Origin of the sequence: Salarchaeum sp. III, from assembly GCF_036418315.1 — an archaeon.
Taxonomy (GTDB): Archaea; Halobacteriota; Halobacteria; order Halobacteriales; family Halobacteriaceae; genus Salarchaeum.
Window position 1 is genome coordinate 529,162 of the sequence record NZ_JAZHPG010000027.1, and the last position, 16,073, is coordinate 545,234.

General features: G+C 63.9%; 15 protein-coding genes and 1 tRNA gene. 7 read left to right on the top strand and 9 right to left on the bottom strand.

The genetic code is table 11. The features are described 5' to 3' along the window. The first annotated feature begins 78 nt into the window (after positions 1–78). A complete protein-coding gene (locus U3A55_RS13555) occupies positions 79–879 on the top strand; it encodes a class I SAM-dependent methyltransferase (RefSeq protein ID WP_330992033.1) in 801 nt (266 codons plus the stop codon). 168 nt (positions 880–1,047) lie between these two features. Here U3A55_RS13555 and rbcL read toward each other — a convergent pair whose 3' ends face one another. Further along, positions 1,048–2,295: a type III ribulose-bisphosphate carboxylase gene (gene rbcL, locus U3A55_RS13560; protein WP_330992034.1), complete on the bottom strand. Its 1,248-nt coding sequence runs from the start codon at positions 2,293–2,295 to the stop codon at positions 1,048–1,050. A gap of 118 nt (positions 2,296–2,413) precedes the next feature. On the opposite strand from rbcL, the gene ncsA reads away from it, so the two are divergent. Then, the gene (gene ncsA, locus U3A55_RS13565; protein ID WP_330992035.1) at positions 2,414–3,382 is read left to right on the top strand and encodes a tRNA 2-thiolation protein NcsA; all 969 of its coding nucleotides are present in this window, start codon (positions 2,414–2,416) and stop codon (positions 3,380–3,382) included. 61 nt (positions 3,383–3,443) lie between these two features. Here ncsA and ftsZ read toward each other — a convergent pair whose 3' ends face one another. The 3 genes from ftsZ to U3A55_RS13580 all read right to left on the bottom strand — a co-directional run bounded on the left by ftsZ (position 3,444) and on the right by U3A55_RS13580 (position 5,506). Then, positions 3,444–4,643, bottom strand: coding sequence for a cell division protein FtsZ (ftsZ, locus tag U3A55_RS13570; RefSeq protein ID WP_330992036.1), 1,200 nt, complete (start codon positions 4,641–4,643; stop codon positions 3,444–3,446). A gap of 3 nt (positions 4,644–4,646) precedes the next feature. Then, complete coding sequence (locus tag U3A55_RS13575; RefSeq protein ID WP_145844010.1) at positions 4,647–4,811, bottom strand: ribbon-helix-helix domain-containing protein; 165 nt, start codon at positions 4,809–4,811, stop codon at positions 4,647–4,649. A 155-nt stretch (positions 4,812–4,966) separates the two neighbouring features. Beyond that, entirely contained in the window at positions 4,967–5,506 is a 540-nt protein-coding gene (locus U3A55_RS13580; RefSeq protein ID WP_330992037.1) for a double zinc ribbon domain-containing protein, read from the bottom strand. Between the two features lie 118 nt (positions 5,507–5,624). On the opposite strand from U3A55_RS13580, the gene U3A55_RS13585 reads away from it, so the two are divergent. Then, positions 5,625–5,698, top strand: a tRNA-Tyr gene (locus tag U3A55_RS13585). A gap of 289 nt (positions 5,699–5,987) precedes the next feature. On the opposite strand, the gene U3A55_RS13590 is transcribed toward U3A55_RS13585, so the two are convergent. From U3A55_RS13590 to U3A55_RS13610, 5 genes are all read right to left on the bottom strand, one after another. After that, positions 5,988–6,719: a M48 family metallopeptidase gene (locus U3A55_RS13590; RefSeq protein ID WP_330992038.1), complete on the bottom strand. Its 732-nt coding sequence runs from the start codon at positions 6,717–6,719 to the stop codon at positions 5,988–5,990. Beyond that, complete coding sequence (locus tag U3A55_RS13595; RefSeq protein WP_330992039.1) at positions 6,716–9,685, bottom strand: type I restriction endonuclease subunit R; 2,970 nt, start codon at positions 9,683–9,685, stop codon at positions 6,716–6,718. Before U3A55_RS13595 ends, U3A55_RS13590 begins: the two co-directional genes overlap by 4 nt. A gap of 2 nt (positions 9,686–9,687) precedes the next feature. Beyond that, positions 9,688–11,007 carry a restriction endonuclease subunit S gene (locus U3A55_RS13600; protein ID WP_330992040.1) on the bottom strand — a complete coding sequence of 440 codons (1,320 nt, stop codon included), beginning with the start codon at positions 11,005–11,007 and terminating at the stop codon, positions 9,688–9,690. Continuing rightward, entirely contained in the window at positions 11,004–12,566 is a 1,563-nt protein-coding gene (locus U3A55_RS13605; RefSeq protein ID WP_330992041.1) for a class I SAM-dependent DNA methyltransferase, read from the bottom strand. The genes U3A55_RS13600 and U3A55_RS13605 overlap by 4 nt, the downstream gene beginning before the upstream one ends. Positions 12,567–12,754: 188 nt before the next feature. Next, on the bottom strand, positions 12,755–12,880 hold the full coding sequence (locus tag U3A55_RS13610; RefSeq protein ID WP_330992042.1) for a hypothetical protein: 126 nt from the start codon (positions 12,878–12,880) through the stop codon (positions 12,755–12,757). Positions 12,881–12,969: 89 nt separating this feature from the next. Between U3A55_RS13610 and U3A55_RS13615 the strand changes: the two genes are divergently transcribed. From U3A55_RS13615 to U3A55_RS13630, 4 genes are read left to right on the top strand one after another with little or no spacing between them, the layout of a single operon-like run. Then, positions 12,970–14,124 carry a M24 family metallopeptidase gene (locus U3A55_RS13615; protein ID WP_330992043.1) on the top strand — a complete coding sequence of 385 codons (1,155 nt, stop codon included), beginning with the start codon at positions 12,970–12,972 and terminating at the stop codon, positions 14,122–14,124. Between the two features lie 39 nt (positions 14,125–14,163). Then, entirely contained in the window at positions 14,164–14,937 is a 774-nt protein-coding gene (locus U3A55_RS13620) for a nucleotide-binding protein (protein WP_330992044.1), read from the top strand. Beyond that, positions 14,934–15,422, top strand: a complete 489-nt coding sequence (locus U3A55_RS13625) for a hypothetical protein (protein ID WP_330992045.1) — start codon at positions 14,934–14,936, stop codon at positions 15,420–15,422. The genes U3A55_RS13620 and U3A55_RS13625 overlap by 4 nt, the downstream gene beginning before the upstream one ends. A gap of 54 nt (positions 15,423–15,476) precedes the next feature. Further along, a complete protein-coding gene (locus tag U3A55_RS13630) occupies positions 15,477–16,070 on the top strand; it encodes a thioredoxin family protein (protein ID WP_330992046.1) in 594 nt (197 codons plus the stop codon). Positions 16,071–16,073: the final 3 nt, after the last annotated feature.

Sequence of the window (16,073 nt, forward strand, 5' to 3'; positions counted from 1 at the left end):
GTAGATTCGCGATCCATCGGCAGTGAGCCGACGCCGGTAGTCGGTTCGTTTTTCTCGCCCCGGAACGTATCCCGGGATGTGCGACGGTTTTCGGCGGAGTACCTGACGGACACGCGGCGGGGGATGTGGGAGGACCGCGCGGCGCTCGCGCCGCTCTCGCTCCGGGACCGCGAGCGAGTGCTGGACGTGGGCTGCGGAACGGGGGAGTTGACACGCGTGCTCGCGGAGGAGTCCCCGGCGACGGTCGTGGGGGCGGACGCCGACCGCGAGTTGCTCACGCACGTTGATGCGGACGGCCGACTGCAGGCGGACGCGACCCGGCTTCCAGTTTGCGACGGCGCGTTCGACCTCGTGACGTGCCAGGCGCTCCTTATCAATCTCTCCGATCCGGTCGCGACCGTCCGCGAGTTCGCGCGCGCGTCCTCGGACCTCGTCGCCGCCATCGAACCCGACAACAGCGAGGTGCGGGTCGAGTCCACGGTCCCGGACGAGGCGTCGCTCGCCGAGTCCGCCCGCCGAACCTACATCGAGGGCGTCGAGACGGACGTGACGCTCGGCGGGAGCGCCACTGCGGTGTTCGAGGACGCCGGTCTCACGGACGTGCGGACGCGCCGCCACGAGCACGTCCGGACCGTCGAACCGCCGTACTCGACGGTGGAACTCGAATCCGCGCAGCGGAAGGCGACGGCGAGCCGGCTCGCCGAACAGCGCCCGACGCTCGAAGCCGGCGGAATGACTGGGAGCGAGTACGACCGCCTCCGCTCCGCGTGGCGCGAGATGGGGCGTGCGGCCGTCACTCAGATGCAGGACGAGGCGTACCACCGCCGCGCGGTGATTCCGTTCTACGTTACCGTCGGTCGTGTTCCCACCGACGGCTGAGTCGGGTCGCACCGACGGGACAGCGGGTCGTCGAGAGCGGTTGCTCCGTCGAGAAAGGGGGCGTGCAGGCGGCGCGTCGTTCGACCGGGGTGTGCCGCGCTCCCGTCTCGTCCCCCGGTCGGCCGTAGTTACGTCACGCCGCCCGCTGGCCGCGGCTTCCTATTTGAACTATCGGGGCGTCTCGGTCCCCCACTTGTCGAGGGCGGTGCGGAGTTCGGGGTGGGTGTCGGCGTACTCCTCGATGTTGACGCCGGCGACGGCGGCGTCGATGGATTGGCGGAGGGCTTTCGCGCCGGCGTGCGTGCCATCGGGGTGGCCGTGGACGCCGCCGCCGGCCTGAATGCCGATGTCGGTGCCGAGGCGGTCGACGAGTTCGGGGACGAGCCCGGGATGGAGGCCGCCGGACGCCATCGGGAGCACGTCCGTGAGGCCGTGGAGGTCGCTTGCCAGCCACTCGTTAATGCCTGCAGTGTCCTCGTTCTCGAGCTTTCCGAGGTCGGCGGTGCCGGTGTGGATGTGGTCGACGCCGCAGAGCCGCGCGACCTGCGCGAGCGCACGCATCGACACGCCGTGGTCGGGGACGCGGTCGAACGCCGCGTGCATCGCGCGGTGCGCGTGAATCGCCAACCCCTCCTCCTCGGTGAGTTCTCTTACTTGCTGAACGGCGGCCCAGCCGGCGGTGACGACGTCCACCATCACGAACTCGCAGCCGGCGTCGGACGCCATCTGCACGCGCTCCAGCATCTCGTCGCCCGACGCGGTAACGTTCACGAGATAGCTCTTCTTCTCGCCGGTCTCCTCCTCGGCCTCGTCGCGGCGTTCGAGCGACTCGTACAATCGGTCCTCGTACCGGTTGAACGACTGGTCGGTGAGGTTCTCGTCGTCCTTGAGGAGGTCGATGCCGCCCGTCCACGCCTCGTACCCTATCTGGACGTGCTGGTCGGTGCTCAGGCCGACTTTTGGCTTCGGGACGGTGGCGGTGATGGGGCGGTCGGCGGCGTCCAAGAGTTCCGAGCGCACGCTCGTTCCGTACTGGGGGCCGGGGAACGAGGTTGCGAGGGGTTTCGGCCAGTCGCAGTCGAGCAACCGGATGCGTTCGACGGCCTTCATCCCGAGAATGTTCCCGGCGATGCACGAGAGGACTTGCGCCATGTTCCCGTGTTCGAAGAGCGCGTCCGGGTACGCCACGCGGATGCGGTCGCCGTCGATGTCGAAGCAGGTCGCGCTCAGGTTCGTGATGTTCCCCTCGACCTGCAGTTCGGCCCACGTGCCGTTCGAACTCTCCGAGGCGACCCTGCTGCCCGCGGACTCCATGTCCATGTCGCTCGCGGGCGTGACGCGGAAGTCACAGACGAGTTCGTCGTCGGCCGGTTCGTAGTCGAGGTCGAGGAAGTCCTCGTACGTGATTCCCGTCATAGACGTTAATCTGCGCTCCACGACACCAAAATACTGCCGCCGAAACGCGGTTTACTATCTCGATATGTGATTTATCGGTGTGCGAAACGGTGAAACCCGCGCCGCCGCAACCGACTCCATGGACTGCACCAAGTGCGACCGCGAGGCGGTGATGCACGCCGCGTACTCGGGGACGCATCTCTGTGACACCCACTTCTTCGAGTCCGTGGAACGCCGCGTTCGCCGGCGCGTCCGCGAGGACGACCTGCTCCCGCGGGACGCCACCCCGGAGAACCCCCAGACGTGGGTCGTCGGACTCTCAGGCGGGAAGGACTCCGTCGTCCTCACGAAGATACTCCACGACACGTTCGACGAGGACCCCCGGGTCGAGCTCGTCTGCCTCACCATTCACGAGGGTATCGAGGGATACCGGGACGCGTCCGTGGACGCCTGCGAGGAACTCACGGACGACCTCGACGTGCGCCACGAACTCGTGACGTACCGCGACGAGTTCGACCTGGAGATGGACGACGTGGTCGTCGAGGACCCGGAGAACATGGCCCCTTGCGCGTACTGCGGCGTGTTCCGCCGCGACATTTTGGCGCGGTACGCTCGGGAGTACGACGCGGACAAACTCCTCACCGGACACAACCTCGACGACGAGGCCGAAACCGCGCTGATGAACATCTTCGAGGGGAACGTAGAGCAGGTCGCGAAGCACTTCGACGCCTCCCTCGGCGGGTTCGACGACCGGGAGACCCGCGCGGAGATGGTGCCGCGAGCGAAACCGCTGCGGGACGTGCCGGAGAAGGAGGTCGCGCTCTACGCCCAGCTCCAAGACCTGCCCGTGCACATGGCGGAGTGCCCGCATTCGAGCGAGGCGTTCCGCGGCGAAATCCAGGACCTCCTGCTGTCGCTGGAGGAGAACCATCCCGGCACCCGGCATTCGATTATGGCGGGCTACGAGGAGCTGGCGGAACTGGCTGCGGAAAAATACCGTGGCGGAGAGCCGGAGTCCGAACTGGACTCCTGCACGGAGTGCGGCGCGCCGACGACGCGCGACGTGTGTCGCAAGTGCGCGCTGGTCGACGCGGTTCAGTCGGTCTGACGCACCCCGGTGCCCCGCGAAACTGGGGAACTGTGCGACGGGCGCGTGACCGGCTGTGCGGTTATCGGATGACGTCGAGGCCGTTGTTCTGCTCGACTTCGTCCTCGCCGCCGTCGGAGTGCGCGCCCCATTCGGAGCCCGTGCTCTCGGTCTGGGTCTGCGCGTCGACGTCGCGCGCGGTGCTGGTGTCTACTTCCTGGAGTTCCTGCCGGGACTTATCCGCCTGTTTCTGGGTGCTCGGACCCAGGACCTGTGCGGACTGGACGCCGGTCATGATGGCCATGACGCGGACCTTGCCCTTGTAGTTCTCCTGGATGCGCGCGCCCCAGATGACGTTCGCGGACGCGTCGAGGCGTTCCGTGATGTGGTCGGCGATGCCTTCGGCCTCTTTGAGCGTGAGGTCGGGGCCGCCCGTGATGTGGACGAGTCCGCCGGATGCGCCGCGGTAGTCCACGTCGAGGAGCGGGTGGTTCATCGCGTCTTTCACCACTTCCTCGGTCTTGTTCTTGTCCTGCGTCTCCCCCACCAGCATGACGGCGACGCCGCCCTGGTTCATGATGGCGGTCATGTCCGCGTAGTCGAGGTTGATGAGGCTCGGCTGAGTGATAGTCTCCGAGATTCCCTTGACGGTCTCGGCGATAATCTGGTCCATCACGCTGAACGCCTTGCCGATCGGGAGGTTCGGGACGTAGTCGAGCAGGCGGTTGTTGTCCAGGACGATGATGGAGTCCGCTTCGTCGCGGAGCTTCTCCAGGCCTTCCTCGGCCTTCACCGTCCGCGCGCGTTCGACGTTGAACGGCGTGGAGACCATTCCGACGACGATTGCGCCCTGCTCTTTCGCGATGTTGGAGACGACGGGTGCCGCGCCCGTTCCCGTACCGCCACCCATGCCGGCGGTGACGAACACGAGGTCCGCGTCCCCGAGCACTTCCTTGATGGTGCCCTGCGCCATCTCGGTGGCGCGCTCGCCCATCGAGGGGTCGCCGCCCGCGCCGAGGCCGTTCGTCAGGGATTTCCCGACGAGAATCTTCGTGTCGGCCTCGATCATCTTGAGGTGCTGTTTGTCCGTGTTGATGGCCACGGTGTCAGCGCCCTCGACGCCGATGTTGTAGAGGCGGTTGACGGTGTTGTTTCCGGCGCCGCCACAGCCGACGATGACGATTCGGGGGTCGCCAAATTCGTCGCCGTCGGATTCGGCGTCGCTCATGTCTCGCTGTTCCTTCTCGGCGTTCTCGAGGGCCTCGTTGACTATATCCTGCATTGTTTACACCTTGGCCCAGTTCTTCGGGCTGTTCTCTTGCTGTTCATCAAGCATTTCGCGGACGGCGGACCGGATGGCTTCGCTGCGATTGGGGTACTTCCCCCGCTCGACCATCCGCTCGACCTCCTCGATTTGCTGCCGTGGTATTCGGAGAGTCACACGCTCCATATTTTGTTTCCCCAGTAAGCCGGGCTGTCTTACATTGTTCCGGAGTGCGGCGTACTGCGCCGCAGTCGACCGGTTCCGTGTAAGACGACCGTCTTACGTACTCCAACAATCTATGTAATGACGTAAATAGTTAATGGGGGCTGCGAACGAGTGTCTCACCGTTCCACGAGACCCGTAGACGCCGTCCGACGCCCGCACTCCGGACAGAACGCCCACTCCGGCCGCAGCTCGCCGCCGCACTCGCAGAACGCGCGTTTACTCGCCTTCTCCCCACAGTTCGGACAGTACACGTGTTCCGCGTCCACCTCCTCCCCACACTGTGCGCACGTCCGGGACCGCTCATCTTCCGACGCCTCAACTGACGTCTCACGCCCGTCGACCGCATCGGAACTCCCCGCGGAACGCCCCAAACTGGCGCTCTGACCGTCAAAATTAACGTTTACGTTAATATCCTGGGCGCCACCCCCGCCTCCGAGGCGTTCCGCGACGAGTTCGTCCACGCGCTCCGCCACCAGCGCGTCGAGCGACCCGTCGCGCTCGCCGTCCGCCGACCGACGCTCCGCACGGCCCGAGCGCTCCGACCGACTGTCGAGGTACTCGCGGAGCGCGTCCCGCATCACCTCGCTCTTCGACGCGTCGAGCGACTCGACCGCCCGAACGAGGTCGTCGTCCGCCCGGAACGTTATCTTACTCATCTATTCACCTCGAACTACCCGCGCATCATACATCAACCCACCGCCGCTGTCGGACGCTGTCACACGCCTCCCGAATGATAACCCTTTTATCCGAATCAGGGGCTAGAAACGAATGCGACCGCCCTTAGCTCAGACTGGTAGAGCAGCCGACTGTAGATCGGCTTGCCCCCCGTTCAAATCGGGGAGGGCGGACTTCGTTTCTTGTCGATCTGTGGCTGACTGTAGATCGGCTTGCCCCCCGTCCTCGCGAGCAAAGCGAGCGGGGAACAGCGAGACGACTGCAGGGAGTCTCGCGCGTTTCAAATCGGGGAGGGCGGGCTTTTCCGACGAACGAAGTGAGCCGTGAAACGCCACGCGACCCGATTTGAGCACGTCAGTCGCAGCGCGCGAACGAAGTGAGCGCGTCGTCTGACGGAGTTCAAACTCGAGGAGGGCGGACTCTTCCGACAAATTATACTCTGCGTGCGCGTGACCGAGGGTTTCAGACGGTGAGGGTGTTTCCGTTTAGTCGGAGCCAGCGGCGGCGGTCCTTGTAGTCGGGGAGCACGGAGCCAACGGCGTTCCAGAATCCGGCGGAATGTTCGTCGTGGTTTTTGTGGGCGAGTTCGTGGACGACGACGTAGTCTTGAATCCGGACGGGGGCGAGGATTAGCCGCCAGTGGAGTCGGACTGTCCCCGCCTGGTATTCCCCCCAGCGGTTGTCGAGGTCGACGACGTCGACGGTGACGGCTGTCGCGTCGAGTTTCGAGGCGTGGGCCTCGACGCGCTCTCCTAGTTCGCTCTTTGCTCGTTCGATATACCAATCGACGACGGCCTGGCGTTTCCGGCGAATGCTCACGTCGTCGTCGGGCTTGTCGAAGCGGTGGACGTGGAGTGTGAATCTGTTCCCGTCGAAGGAGAGCGTCGGCTCCGAGACATCGTCCTCCTGAACCTTCAGATGGTACTGTCGGCCGCGATACAGCAGCTTCTCGCCACTCAGGAATTCCTTATCGAGCGGTGGATCCGCCTGTTCGCCGAGGCCGTAGATAGTTTCGAGAATCCACGGCTGTTTCTCGTCGAGGGCCGCTTCGACGTCGTCGTGTGTCGCGCTCATCGGCGCGGTCACGGTCAGCTCCATCGAGGTGTCGACGGAGAGGCCGATGGTTTCGCGGTTCGCCGACCAGTCGATTTCGTAGGGTACGACGGTCTGGCCGATGTGGTACTGACGCTTCATTCGTAGTGTGTCCGGGCGAGTTCGATGACTTTGTTCGTCAGTGCGTCCCGCTCTTCGTTGGTGAGTTCCAAGTCGGATTTGTAGAGTTGGATTTTCACCTGTTTCCGGAGCTTGTTCTGAACGTTCACCTTTCGTTTCCACTCCACAACGGACACCACGTCCTCAACTTCGGAAACGATCTCGCCCGTCAGTTCCAGCAGATCCTCCTCGTCGACGTCTCGGTCTTCGGTCTGTAAGACGTCCTCCAGGGCGTGGTAGAAGGAGAGTTCCGTCGAGTCATTCAGTCCCTTCTCACGCGCCTGCTGGTCGCGTGACCGCATCTCGTTGAGGACATCGCGGAGTTCTTCGATAACCTCCTGGTCCGTACGGCGTCCTTCCTTGTATTTCTCGATGAGTTCTTCGACGCGTTCCTGCAGAGACTGGTAGTGAACGGGATCCTCGTCGTACCGGACGTTGATCTCGTGTTTGATCGCGTGCTGCATCTCACTCGCCCGTGCTTCGTCATCCTGTAAGGACTCTATGTGCGTCTCGAACTCCCCGCTCTCCATCACGGACACCGGTTCGTCGTTGAGAACTTCGATGCCGGACGACCGAATATGGTCGTGGATGAGTTCTCGAACCTTCGCCCCGCAGCCTTCGAGGTTCATTGAGTCGTCGCGGTAGCGCTCCTTTGCTTTCCCGTACACCTCGCTGAGGCGTTCGAGATCCTTCTTGTAGGGGTTCGCAGCAGGGTCGGGGAGGACGATGTCCATGAGTTTCGAGAAGCGCTTGAAGGCGTTCATGAACTCGATGCGGACGTCCTCCGGTTCGAGAGTCTGCACGCATGCCTCGGTGTCGTCGAGGTCGTCGAAGAACGAGACAGCCTTGTTGTGCGCGGCCTCCAGTTCGGGCTCTTTGTCCTCGAAGGGGATCATCGCGCGGTCGATGTCGTCGGCGCTGAACATCGCGAGCGCTTCTTTCAGGTCGTCGGAGACGCCGTAGTAGTCAACGATAAGGCCGTGATTCTTGTCCTCAAACGGCCGATTTACCCGCGCGATAGCCTGGAGGAGGTTGTGCTCACGCAGCGGCTTATCGAGGTACATCACCTGCGCGACGGGCGCGTCGAAGCCCGTGAGGAGCATATCACAGACGATGAGGAGCTCCACGTCGCCGTCCGGGTCAACGAACTGCTCCTTGTACGTACTGAGCTCGGAGTCCGAGGGAGCCCACTTCTTCACGGCCTCGGGGTCATTGTGGTCGTGGGAAATGACGACGCGAGACTCCGGACCGTTGAGCTCGTCCAGGGTCTCCTTGTATCGGATAGCCGCGCGTTTGCTCGGGGTGACGACCATCCCCTTGAACGGCGGCGCGATCTGTTCCTCGAAGTGGTCGACGATGTCGAGGGCGACCCGTCTGATTCGGGATTCGGCTTCCGCAAGGTCTCGCTCCTGCGCGTATCGCTTCTTGATTTCCGCCTTCTCGTCTTCATCGTATTCGGCGAACACGCGGTCAAACACGCGGTCGAGGTCTGCGCCTTCGAGGTGGATGTCGGCGAGGCGTCCCTGGTAGAGGATTTCGACGGTGGTGTCGTCTTCGAGCGACTGGTCGATAGTGTACGTGTCGACGTAGTTTCCGAACGTCCGGCGAGTGTCGCGTTCGTCCTTCTCGATGGGCGTCCCGGTGAACCCGACGTAGAAGGCGTTCGGGAGGGCGGTCCGCATGTTGTTCGCGAGTTGCTTGTACTGGGTGCGGTGGGCCTCGTCGACCATCACGTAGATGTCGTCGTCCCGCGAGAGCACGGGGAAGTCCCCCTCCTCGTCGTCGGTAGTCTGGAACTTCTGAATCAGCGTCGTGATTGTCTCCCCGGCGTTGTGGCTGAGTTTCTCGCGGAGGTCCTCGATATCCTCGGCCTTCCGTGGATTCGGAAAGCCACACCGCTCGAAGGTGGCGTGAATCTGGTCGTCGAGTGCGGAGCGATCGGTCACCAACAGTAGGGTTGGGTCGGGTTTCTGACGACGGAGTTTCAGCCCGAGGAAGAGCATCGTGAGCGACTTTCCGGAGCCTTGGGTGTGCCAGATAACGCCGCCCTGAGCCTCGTGTTGGCTGCGTTTGTTGATGCGTTCGAGGGCTTTGTGGACGGCGCGGTACTGCTGGTAGCGTGCGACCATTTTCACCGACCCCGATTGCTTCGTCTCGAAGACGGTGAAGTGTCGGAGCTGGTCGAGGAGGCGCTCGGGTTCGAAGAGCGCGTACAGCATCCGGTGCTGTGGCGTGACGTAGTCGACGTCGAACAGCTCCGCGAGGTCGTCGTCTTCGAGGGGGTAGGGGTCGCGCCAGGGCTTGTACTGGTTCTTCGGCGTTCCGTAGGTTCCCATCACCGCACCTTCGTACCACGTCGCGACCGAGAACTGATTGTAGCGGAAGAGTTCTTCCGCGCCTTCGCTACCGGATTTGGTTCGCTCGTTCTGGTAGCGGTGGAGTTGTTCGAGGGCGTCGCTCCGCGGCTCGGCGACGGTTGGTGACTTGCACTCGATGACGCCGAGCGGAAGGCCGTTGACGAACAGGACGATGTCGGGACGGATGGTCTCGATATCGCCCTCGACGCTGAACTGGTTCAGCGCGAAGAAGTCGTTGTTCTCCGGGTGCTCGTAGTCGATGAAGCGCACCGTCTGATGCTTCAGCCCGTGCCCGCGGTCCTGCTTGACCGAGGTATGCTGGACGAGTTTTTCGTGGATTTGCTCGTTTTCGTCCATCGCGCTCGTCCCGGTGACGTGCTGGATTTCGCGGACGACCTGATTCAGATTGTTCTCGCTAATCCAGGGATTGAGGTCCTCGACGGCGCTCCGGAGTCGGGGTTCGAGTACGGCCGACGATTTGGTGTCGCGGGGGTCCGTCCAGCGTTCGGCTTGCTGGTCGCGGATTTCCCAGCCCAGTGTGCCGAGGGTTTCGAGGGCGGGCCGCTCGGTATCGGCGTACTCGTCGGGCATTGTTATTCTGTTTCGAGGCGGCGCTTTCCGGTGAGGAGGTCCTGCATCAGGCCGCGTTTGAGTTGTTGGTAGTCTTCCTTCGTTTCCTGTTCGTCCTGCAGTTTCTGATTTACGCGGTGGAACGCTTCGGATATCTCTCGCTGTTCCTCAATCGGTGGGAGGAGGATCGGCATCGTCTGGAGGTCCGTTTTGGAAAGTTCAATTTGGCCGGTAGAGCCGGCAACACAGAACGCATACAGCATCTTCTGTCCGTGATTCGACTCCAGATAGAACCGCAGATACGTGGGGTCAAGCACAGACTCGTCGGGATGTACCCGAGTAATGTGAGAGTCGAGTGCGTGCGTATCTGACTCATTCGTCCACTCCAACGCACGACCGAGGGTCCCTTTCCCCGTGGAGTTTATCAGCACGTCGCCGTTCTTGACCCAGTACTTGTCTTTCCAGCCCGATGCAACCTCGGAGTCAAGACGCTTCAGCTCCTCCGGATAGAATCCATCCCAGTAGATACAGGACTGGTTTAGAACGGGAACCCCACCCTCCTCAACGTACGTTGGCTGCTTCCCACGAGTGATGATTTCAGTTACGTTCTCTAACCGTGCTTTTTGCCATTTGGACGGGACTTCCAGCTTCCGGGGGCCAAGGTGCAGTTCCTCGTATTCGTCGTGACCGATTCCTCGGACCAGAAGGTCCTGCATCAAGCCCCGCTTTAATTCTTCTGTCTCCTCAATAGCTTCATCCGCCTCCCGAATCTGTTCGTCTACCGTCGAAAGCACCTCGCCGATCCGGCGTTGTTCAGGGAGAGGCGGGACAAATAGCTGGACGTTTTCAAAGTCAGATTTATTAACGGCAGGGTAGCTGGTCCCCGTCATCCGATTCGTCATTTGGTCCAGGAAGTACTTGCTCAATACTGCTTGTGTGATATATTCCGAAGAGACCTCATCCTTCGCTGATAGTACTGCGAACCCGGTTGAACATACTTTTCCATCGTGTTTCTCCGTGACCGGTGCGAATGCTTGGAGGTACGGGCGGACTTTCCCGACTAGCGTGTCGCCCTCGTGAACGATCTGCTTTGCTCGACTAGGCGCCTCATCAATCGGCGTCGTTTTTGACTTCTCAATACGCCCCCGCGAAACTGAATCGATATCGATGTACTCGAACGTTTCCGAACTGTGCTCGTCTGGATCGAAGCTTTCCGTACTCAGGTCGCAGAGTTCTGGTATCGTTTTCACCTCCCATTCGGAAGGCATCTCGAATCGTTTTGGCCCGATTTGGACCTCTCTATGCCCTTCTCCAAGGTCCGAGATTTTGAGTCCCCCACTCATCGGTATTCCAACTCCTCCATATACTCCTCTAGCTCCGTCTCTGTCCGTTCGCGCTTCTCGGCCAACCGGTCCAACTCCTCCAGTTTCGCACTCACGTCAATCGGCTCTTCGGGCTCTGTCGTGTCAACGTAGCGCGGTACGTTCAGGTTCCAGTCGTTTTCCTCGATCTCCTCCAAATCAACCAGCCGACTGTGGTGGTCCTCCTCCCGTCCTGTCAGATAGGTCTCGGCGAGATACTCGACGCCCTTGTCGGTGAGTCGATTCTGGTTCGAGAGCTCCTCGTACACCTGCGTCCCGGACTCCCGCAATTCCTCGTCCTCGGCGTAGATGAAGAGGACCTTGTCCTTCCGCTCCTCTGGCTTGTCCTTGTTGAAGATGAGCAGACAGCCCGGCGAACCCGTATTATAGAAGAGGTTCTCCGGGAGCGCGATGACCGCTTCGATGAGGTCGTCCTCCAAGAACGGCTTGCGGATCTTCTTTTCCGAGCGCGAGCGGAAGAGCACGCCGTTGTCCATCACGATGCCCGCCTTTCCCGTCTCGTTGAGCGAGGAAACCATCAGCTGAATCCACGCCCAGTCACCGCGGTTCTTCGGCGGCAGGCCGTAGTCGAAGCGGTTGTACGGCTCGTTTTCCTGGACCCACTCCTTGCCCCACGTCTTGTCGTTCCACGGCGGGTTCGCGACGACCCTGTCGAACTGTCGGAGTTCATCGTGCTCGGTGACGTACTTCGGTTCGGTGATGGTGTCGCCCTTGGCGAGTTGGGCGTCGGGGAGTTCGTGGAGGAGCATGTTCATCTCGCCGATTGCCCACGTGTTCAGGTTCTTCTCCTGGCCGTACAGGGAGATATCCTCGCGGTCACCGCCTTCCTGTTCGACGTGCTGAGCGGAGTAGATGAGCATGCCACCGGAGCCGCACGCGGGGTCGTAGACACGGTCGCCCGGATCAGGGTCAACGCAGTCAACGAGGAGCTGGACGACTTCACGGGGCGTGTAGAACTCGCCGCCTTTCTTCCCGGCGTCGTCGGCGAACTGGCGGATGAGGTATTCGTAGGCGCGGCCGAAGATGTCGGGGTCGTCGAGGTCGACGTTCCGATACCGGTGCTTGTCGAAGTGCGTGACGAGCTCGTCGAGCGTCGCGTCCGAAAGGCGTTCCTTGTCGTTGAAGTCGACAGTCGTGAGGACGAACTCTGAGATCTCATCGTTTTCATCCTCGACGGCTTCGAGGGCTTTGTTTAGGGCCGCGCCAATGTCAGTGTCTTGGGCCTTGATGTGGTTCCAGCGGGCGCGTTCAGGAACCCAGAACTCCACGTGGAGTTCACGGTCACTTCGGACAATTTCCTCATCGATACCTTCCTCTTCAACGATCTCCTCGGTCTCCTCGTCGAAGCGGTCGTTGATGCGTTTCAGGAAGAGAATACCGAAGATGTAGTTCTTGTAGTCGGCGGCGTCGATGCTGCCGCGGAGGATGTCCGCCGCCTCCCAGAGATGAGATTCGAGGGTGTCGAGGTCGAGCGTCGCCCCGTCCTCGGCCCCCGGGAGAGTGTCCTGCTGAGAATCCATGTATGCCGTCACTTGCGCCGGGCGAAGTTTATCCTTTCCCGTCCGTGTCGCGACGCACGTGCGCGCCTGCGCCCAATCGCCCACGTCGCCCCAATCCTCCGTCGACCCCCGCCTCCTACGCGAGCGTTAGCGCCCGCGCGACGGCCCCAGCAGCCCGATTCGATGGCTCGGACGCCCGCCCCCGCTGTTCACTCCTGGAGCCAGTAGAGTGCGGTTCCGGTGAGGAGGATGAGTGCACCGAGGATGAAGGTCCCGGGGATGGGGAGCGCGAAGACGACGGCGCCGACGAGTAGGAGTTTCGTGTGGGTGTTCACGTGGTATTCGTCGTGTTCTGGGCGGAAGGGCGTGGTGGCGGATTTCCGGGAGCCGGGGTTTTTTCGGGGTGCTTGCGGTCGCTCTCGGTATGTATACGGAGGTTCCGGCGGGCGAGTTCGACCGGCGGTTGGACGCGGTGCGCGACCGTATCGCGGACGCTGGCGTGGACGCGGGCGTGTGGTTCGGCGCGACGAGCATCGAGTACGTGTCGGGATTCGCGCACATTCAGACGGAGCGCCCGGTCGTGCTCGCGGTGACGATGGACGAGGTGGCGATTACGGTGCCGCGGTTGGAGGTCGAGCGCGTCTCCGAGAATCCGCGCATCGACGCGGTGTACTCGTACTTCGACTACCCGCAGGGTGCGCCCGTGGAGACTGCGGCGGAGATGCTGGCCGACCTCGACGCCGACGCGGTGGCGGCGGACATGGACGGCGCGCCGGGCGTGATGGGGTACGAGGGGCCGGCGCTCTCCGAGTTCGTGGACGTGGAGAGTCAGGACTGGGTGGCGCGGCTGCGGTACGCGAAGTCCGACGCCGAAGTCGAGTTGATTCGGGAGTCCGCGCGCTGGGCGAACCTCGCGCACCGCTACCTTGCGGAGCACACGGAGGCCGGCGCGCATCCGGTGACGGTGAGTCAGCGCGCGTCGATGGAGGGGTCGCGGGCGATGCTGGACGCGCTCGGCGACGAGTACGCGGTGCGGACGCGGGGCGACGGTCCCGTGCACGCGGGCTACATCGCGGGCGAGCAAACGCGGCTTCCGCACGGCCACACGGCGAACGAACGCCTCAGCGAGGGCGACGTGCTAGTGACGGGTGCGACGGCGAACGTGGACGGCTACCACTCGGAACTCGAACGCACGATGTTCGTCGGCGACCCCACGGACGAGCAGGCGGACTACTTCGAACTGATGCTCGAAGCCCAGACCATCGCCATCGACGCGCTCGGCCCGGGCGTCGAAATCGCGTACGTCGACGACCTGGTCTCGGAGTACCTCGCGGAGCAGGGGGTCGCGGCGTACGCCCAGCACCACGTCGGCCACAACATCGGACTGGGCGCGCACGAACCACCGTACATCGACGCGGGCGCGGACGGCACCATGGAGCCCGGGCACGTCTACACCATCGAACCCGGCATCTACACGGACACGTACGGCTACCGGCACTCCGACACCGTCGCCATCACGGAGGACGGCACCGACCAGCTGACGTACTTCCCGCGCGACATCGAGTCAAACACCCTCTAACCCGCGACTTTATTACCCGATACCGCTTCGGGAGAACTAATGGTCGAGGTGTTCGCGGTGGCGAGCGGCAAGGGCGGGACGGGGAAGACGACGAGCGCGCTCGCGCTCGGGATGGCGCTCGCGGAGCGCTACGACGTCACCGTCGTCGACGCCGACACCGGGATGGCGAACCTGCTCTTCCACGCCGGCCTCGCGGACGCCGACACGACCCTCCACGACCTCCTGCTCGCCGACATCGACGCCCGCGTCGCGGACGCGACCTACGAGCGCTTCGGGCTGCGCGTCGTCCCCTGCGGCACCGACCTCGGCGACTTCCGCGCCGCCGACCCGACCCGCCTCCGTGACGTGGTCGCGACGCTCGCCGCCGACACCGACGTACTGCTCCTCGACTCCCCGGCGACCCTCGCGTCCCGGCGCGCCGTCCTCCCCATCGTTCTCGCGGACCGCGTCGTCCTCGTCACTCAGCCCACCGTTCCCGCCCTGAGCGACGCGCTCAAGGTCCAGGAGTACGCCGCGTCCTACGACACCGGCGTTGCGGGCGTCATCTACAACCGCGTGCGGGACGAGGCGGGCGTCGAGCGCGTCGCCGCACAGTCCGAACGCTACTTCGACGGCCCCGTCCTCGGGAGCGTACCGGAGGACGACGCCGCCCGGCACGCCCGCCGCGCGGGCGAGCCGCTCCTCGCGCACGCGCCGGACAGCCCCGCCGCGGCCGCCTACCGCCGCATCGCCGATGAACTCTCCGTCGAACCCGGAAGTGAGGCCACCGTCGCCGACCGATTCCGGCGCACCGTCGTCCCCGACGACGTATGAGTCGGCTCGTCTTCGCCCGCACCGTCCCCGACTCCGCCACCCCCCTGGAGACGGCGCTCGACGCGGACCACACCGGCCGCGCCGTCTTCGAACCCCAGCAGACGCTCCTCCTCGACGCCGCCGACCGCCTCACCCTCTGGTTCGACGACGGCGTACCGACGCACGCCCGGCACAGCGACGGCCGCACCGGCGGCGCGGCGCTCGCCGCGTTCGCGAACCCTGGTCCCGTCCGCGTCGAACTCCACGCCGACCCCGCTCCGTCGACGCCGGCCGACGCCGCGGTCGCGGCCGACGCGCCCGCCACCCACCTCGCCGGCGACGACGCGCTCGCCGCCCGTACTCGCGACCGCACGCCCGACGACACGGACACCGGGTCGCTCGACGCCGTCGAAGCCTTCCTCGCGGACGACGACGCCATCGCGGACCTCCGCGAACGCGCCCGCGAGGAGGCCGAACGCCGCGCCAACGAGTGGGGGTTCGAGTAGGCGAACGCGCCCGCGGGCCGAGCGCTTTTCCGACCGCTCGCCGTTGCGTCCACCATGGCAGGCGAATCCACGCGCGTGCTCGACCGCGGCGACCCGGCACCTGACTTCTCGCTCCCCGACACCGACGGCGAAACGCACTCGCTCGACGACTTCCGCGAGTACGACGCCCTGCTCGTCGTCTTCACGTGCAATCACTGTCCGTACGCGCAGGCGAAACACCCGACCCTGAACGCCATCGCCGCCGACTACGACGACGTGGCCGTGGTCGGCATCAACCCGAACGACGCCGACGCCTACCCCGACGACTCCTTCGACGCCATGCGCGACGCCGTCCGAGAAGGCACTGTGGACTACGACGCCTACCTCCGCGACGAATCGCAGGCGACCGCGGCGGCCTACGGCGCGGTCTGCACGCCCGACCCCTTCCTGTTCGCGAACCGCGACGGCTTCGAACTCGCCTACCACGGCCGCCTCGACGACGCACAGTCCCCCGATGCGGAGCCGTCGGACGACCCCGGATTCGAGATGCGTGACGCCATCGACACCGTCCTCGCCGGCGACGACGTGACCCGGGAGTTCGCGCCCGCTCGCGGCTGCAGCATCAAGTGGAAGCCCGGGAACGAACCCGACTACTGGGACGACCTCTGAGTT

Excerpts from the sequence above, each read along its gene's own strand:
- U3A55_RS13600 (WP_330992040.1), bottom strand. The coding sequence starts at position 11,007 with ATGAGTGGGGGACTCAAAATCTCGGACCTTGGAGAAGGGCATAGAGAG.
- U3A55_RS13615 (WP_330992043.1), top strand. The coding sequence starts at position 12,970 with ATGTATACGGAGGTTCCGGCGGGCGAGTTCGACCGGCGGTTGGACGCG.
- U3A55_RS13605 (WP_330992041.1), bottom strand. The coding sequence starts at position 12,566 with ATGGATTCTCAGCAGGACACTCTCCCGGGGGCCGAGGACGGGGCGACG.
- U3A55_RS13575 (WP_145844010.1), bottom strand. The coding sequence starts at position 4,811 with ATGGAGCGTGTGACTCTCCGAATACCACGGCAGCAAATCGAGGAGGTC.
- ncsA (WP_330992035.1), top strand. The coding sequence starts at position 2,414 with ATGGACTGCACCAAGTGCGACCGCGAGGCGGTGATGCACGCCGCGTAC.
- U3A55_RS13620 (WP_330992044.1), top strand. The coding sequence starts at position 14,164 with ATGGTCGAGGTGTTCGCGGTGGCGAGCGGCAAGGGCGGGACGGGGAAG.
- U3A55_RS13625 (WP_330992045.1), top strand. The coding sequence starts at position 14,934 with ATGAGTCGGCTCGTCTTCGCCCGCACCGTCCCCGACTCCGCCACCCCC.
- U3A55_RS13590 (WP_330992038.1), bottom strand. The coding sequence starts at position 6,719 with ATGAAGCGTCAGTACCACATCGGCCAGACCGTCGTACCCTACGAAATC.
- U3A55_RS13630 (WP_330992046.1), top strand. The coding sequence starts at position 15,477 with ATGGCAGGCGAATCCACGCGCGTGCTCGACCGCGGCGACCCGGCACCT.
- rbcL (WP_330992034.1), bottom strand. The coding sequence starts at position 2,295 with ATGACGGGAATCACGTACGAGGACTTCCTCGACCTCGACTACGAACCG.
- U3A55_RS13580 (WP_330992037.1), bottom strand. The coding sequence starts at position 5,506 with ATGAGTAAGATAACGTTCCGGGCGGACGACGACCTCGTTCGGGCGGTC.
- U3A55_RS13595 (WP_330992039.1), bottom strand. The coding sequence starts at position 9,685 with ATGCCCGACGAGTACGCCGATACCGAGCGGCCCGCCCTCGAAACCCTC.
- ftsZ (WP_330992036.1), bottom strand. The coding sequence starts at position 4,643 with ATGCAGGATATAGTCAACGAGGCCCTCGAGAACGCCGAGAAGGAACAG.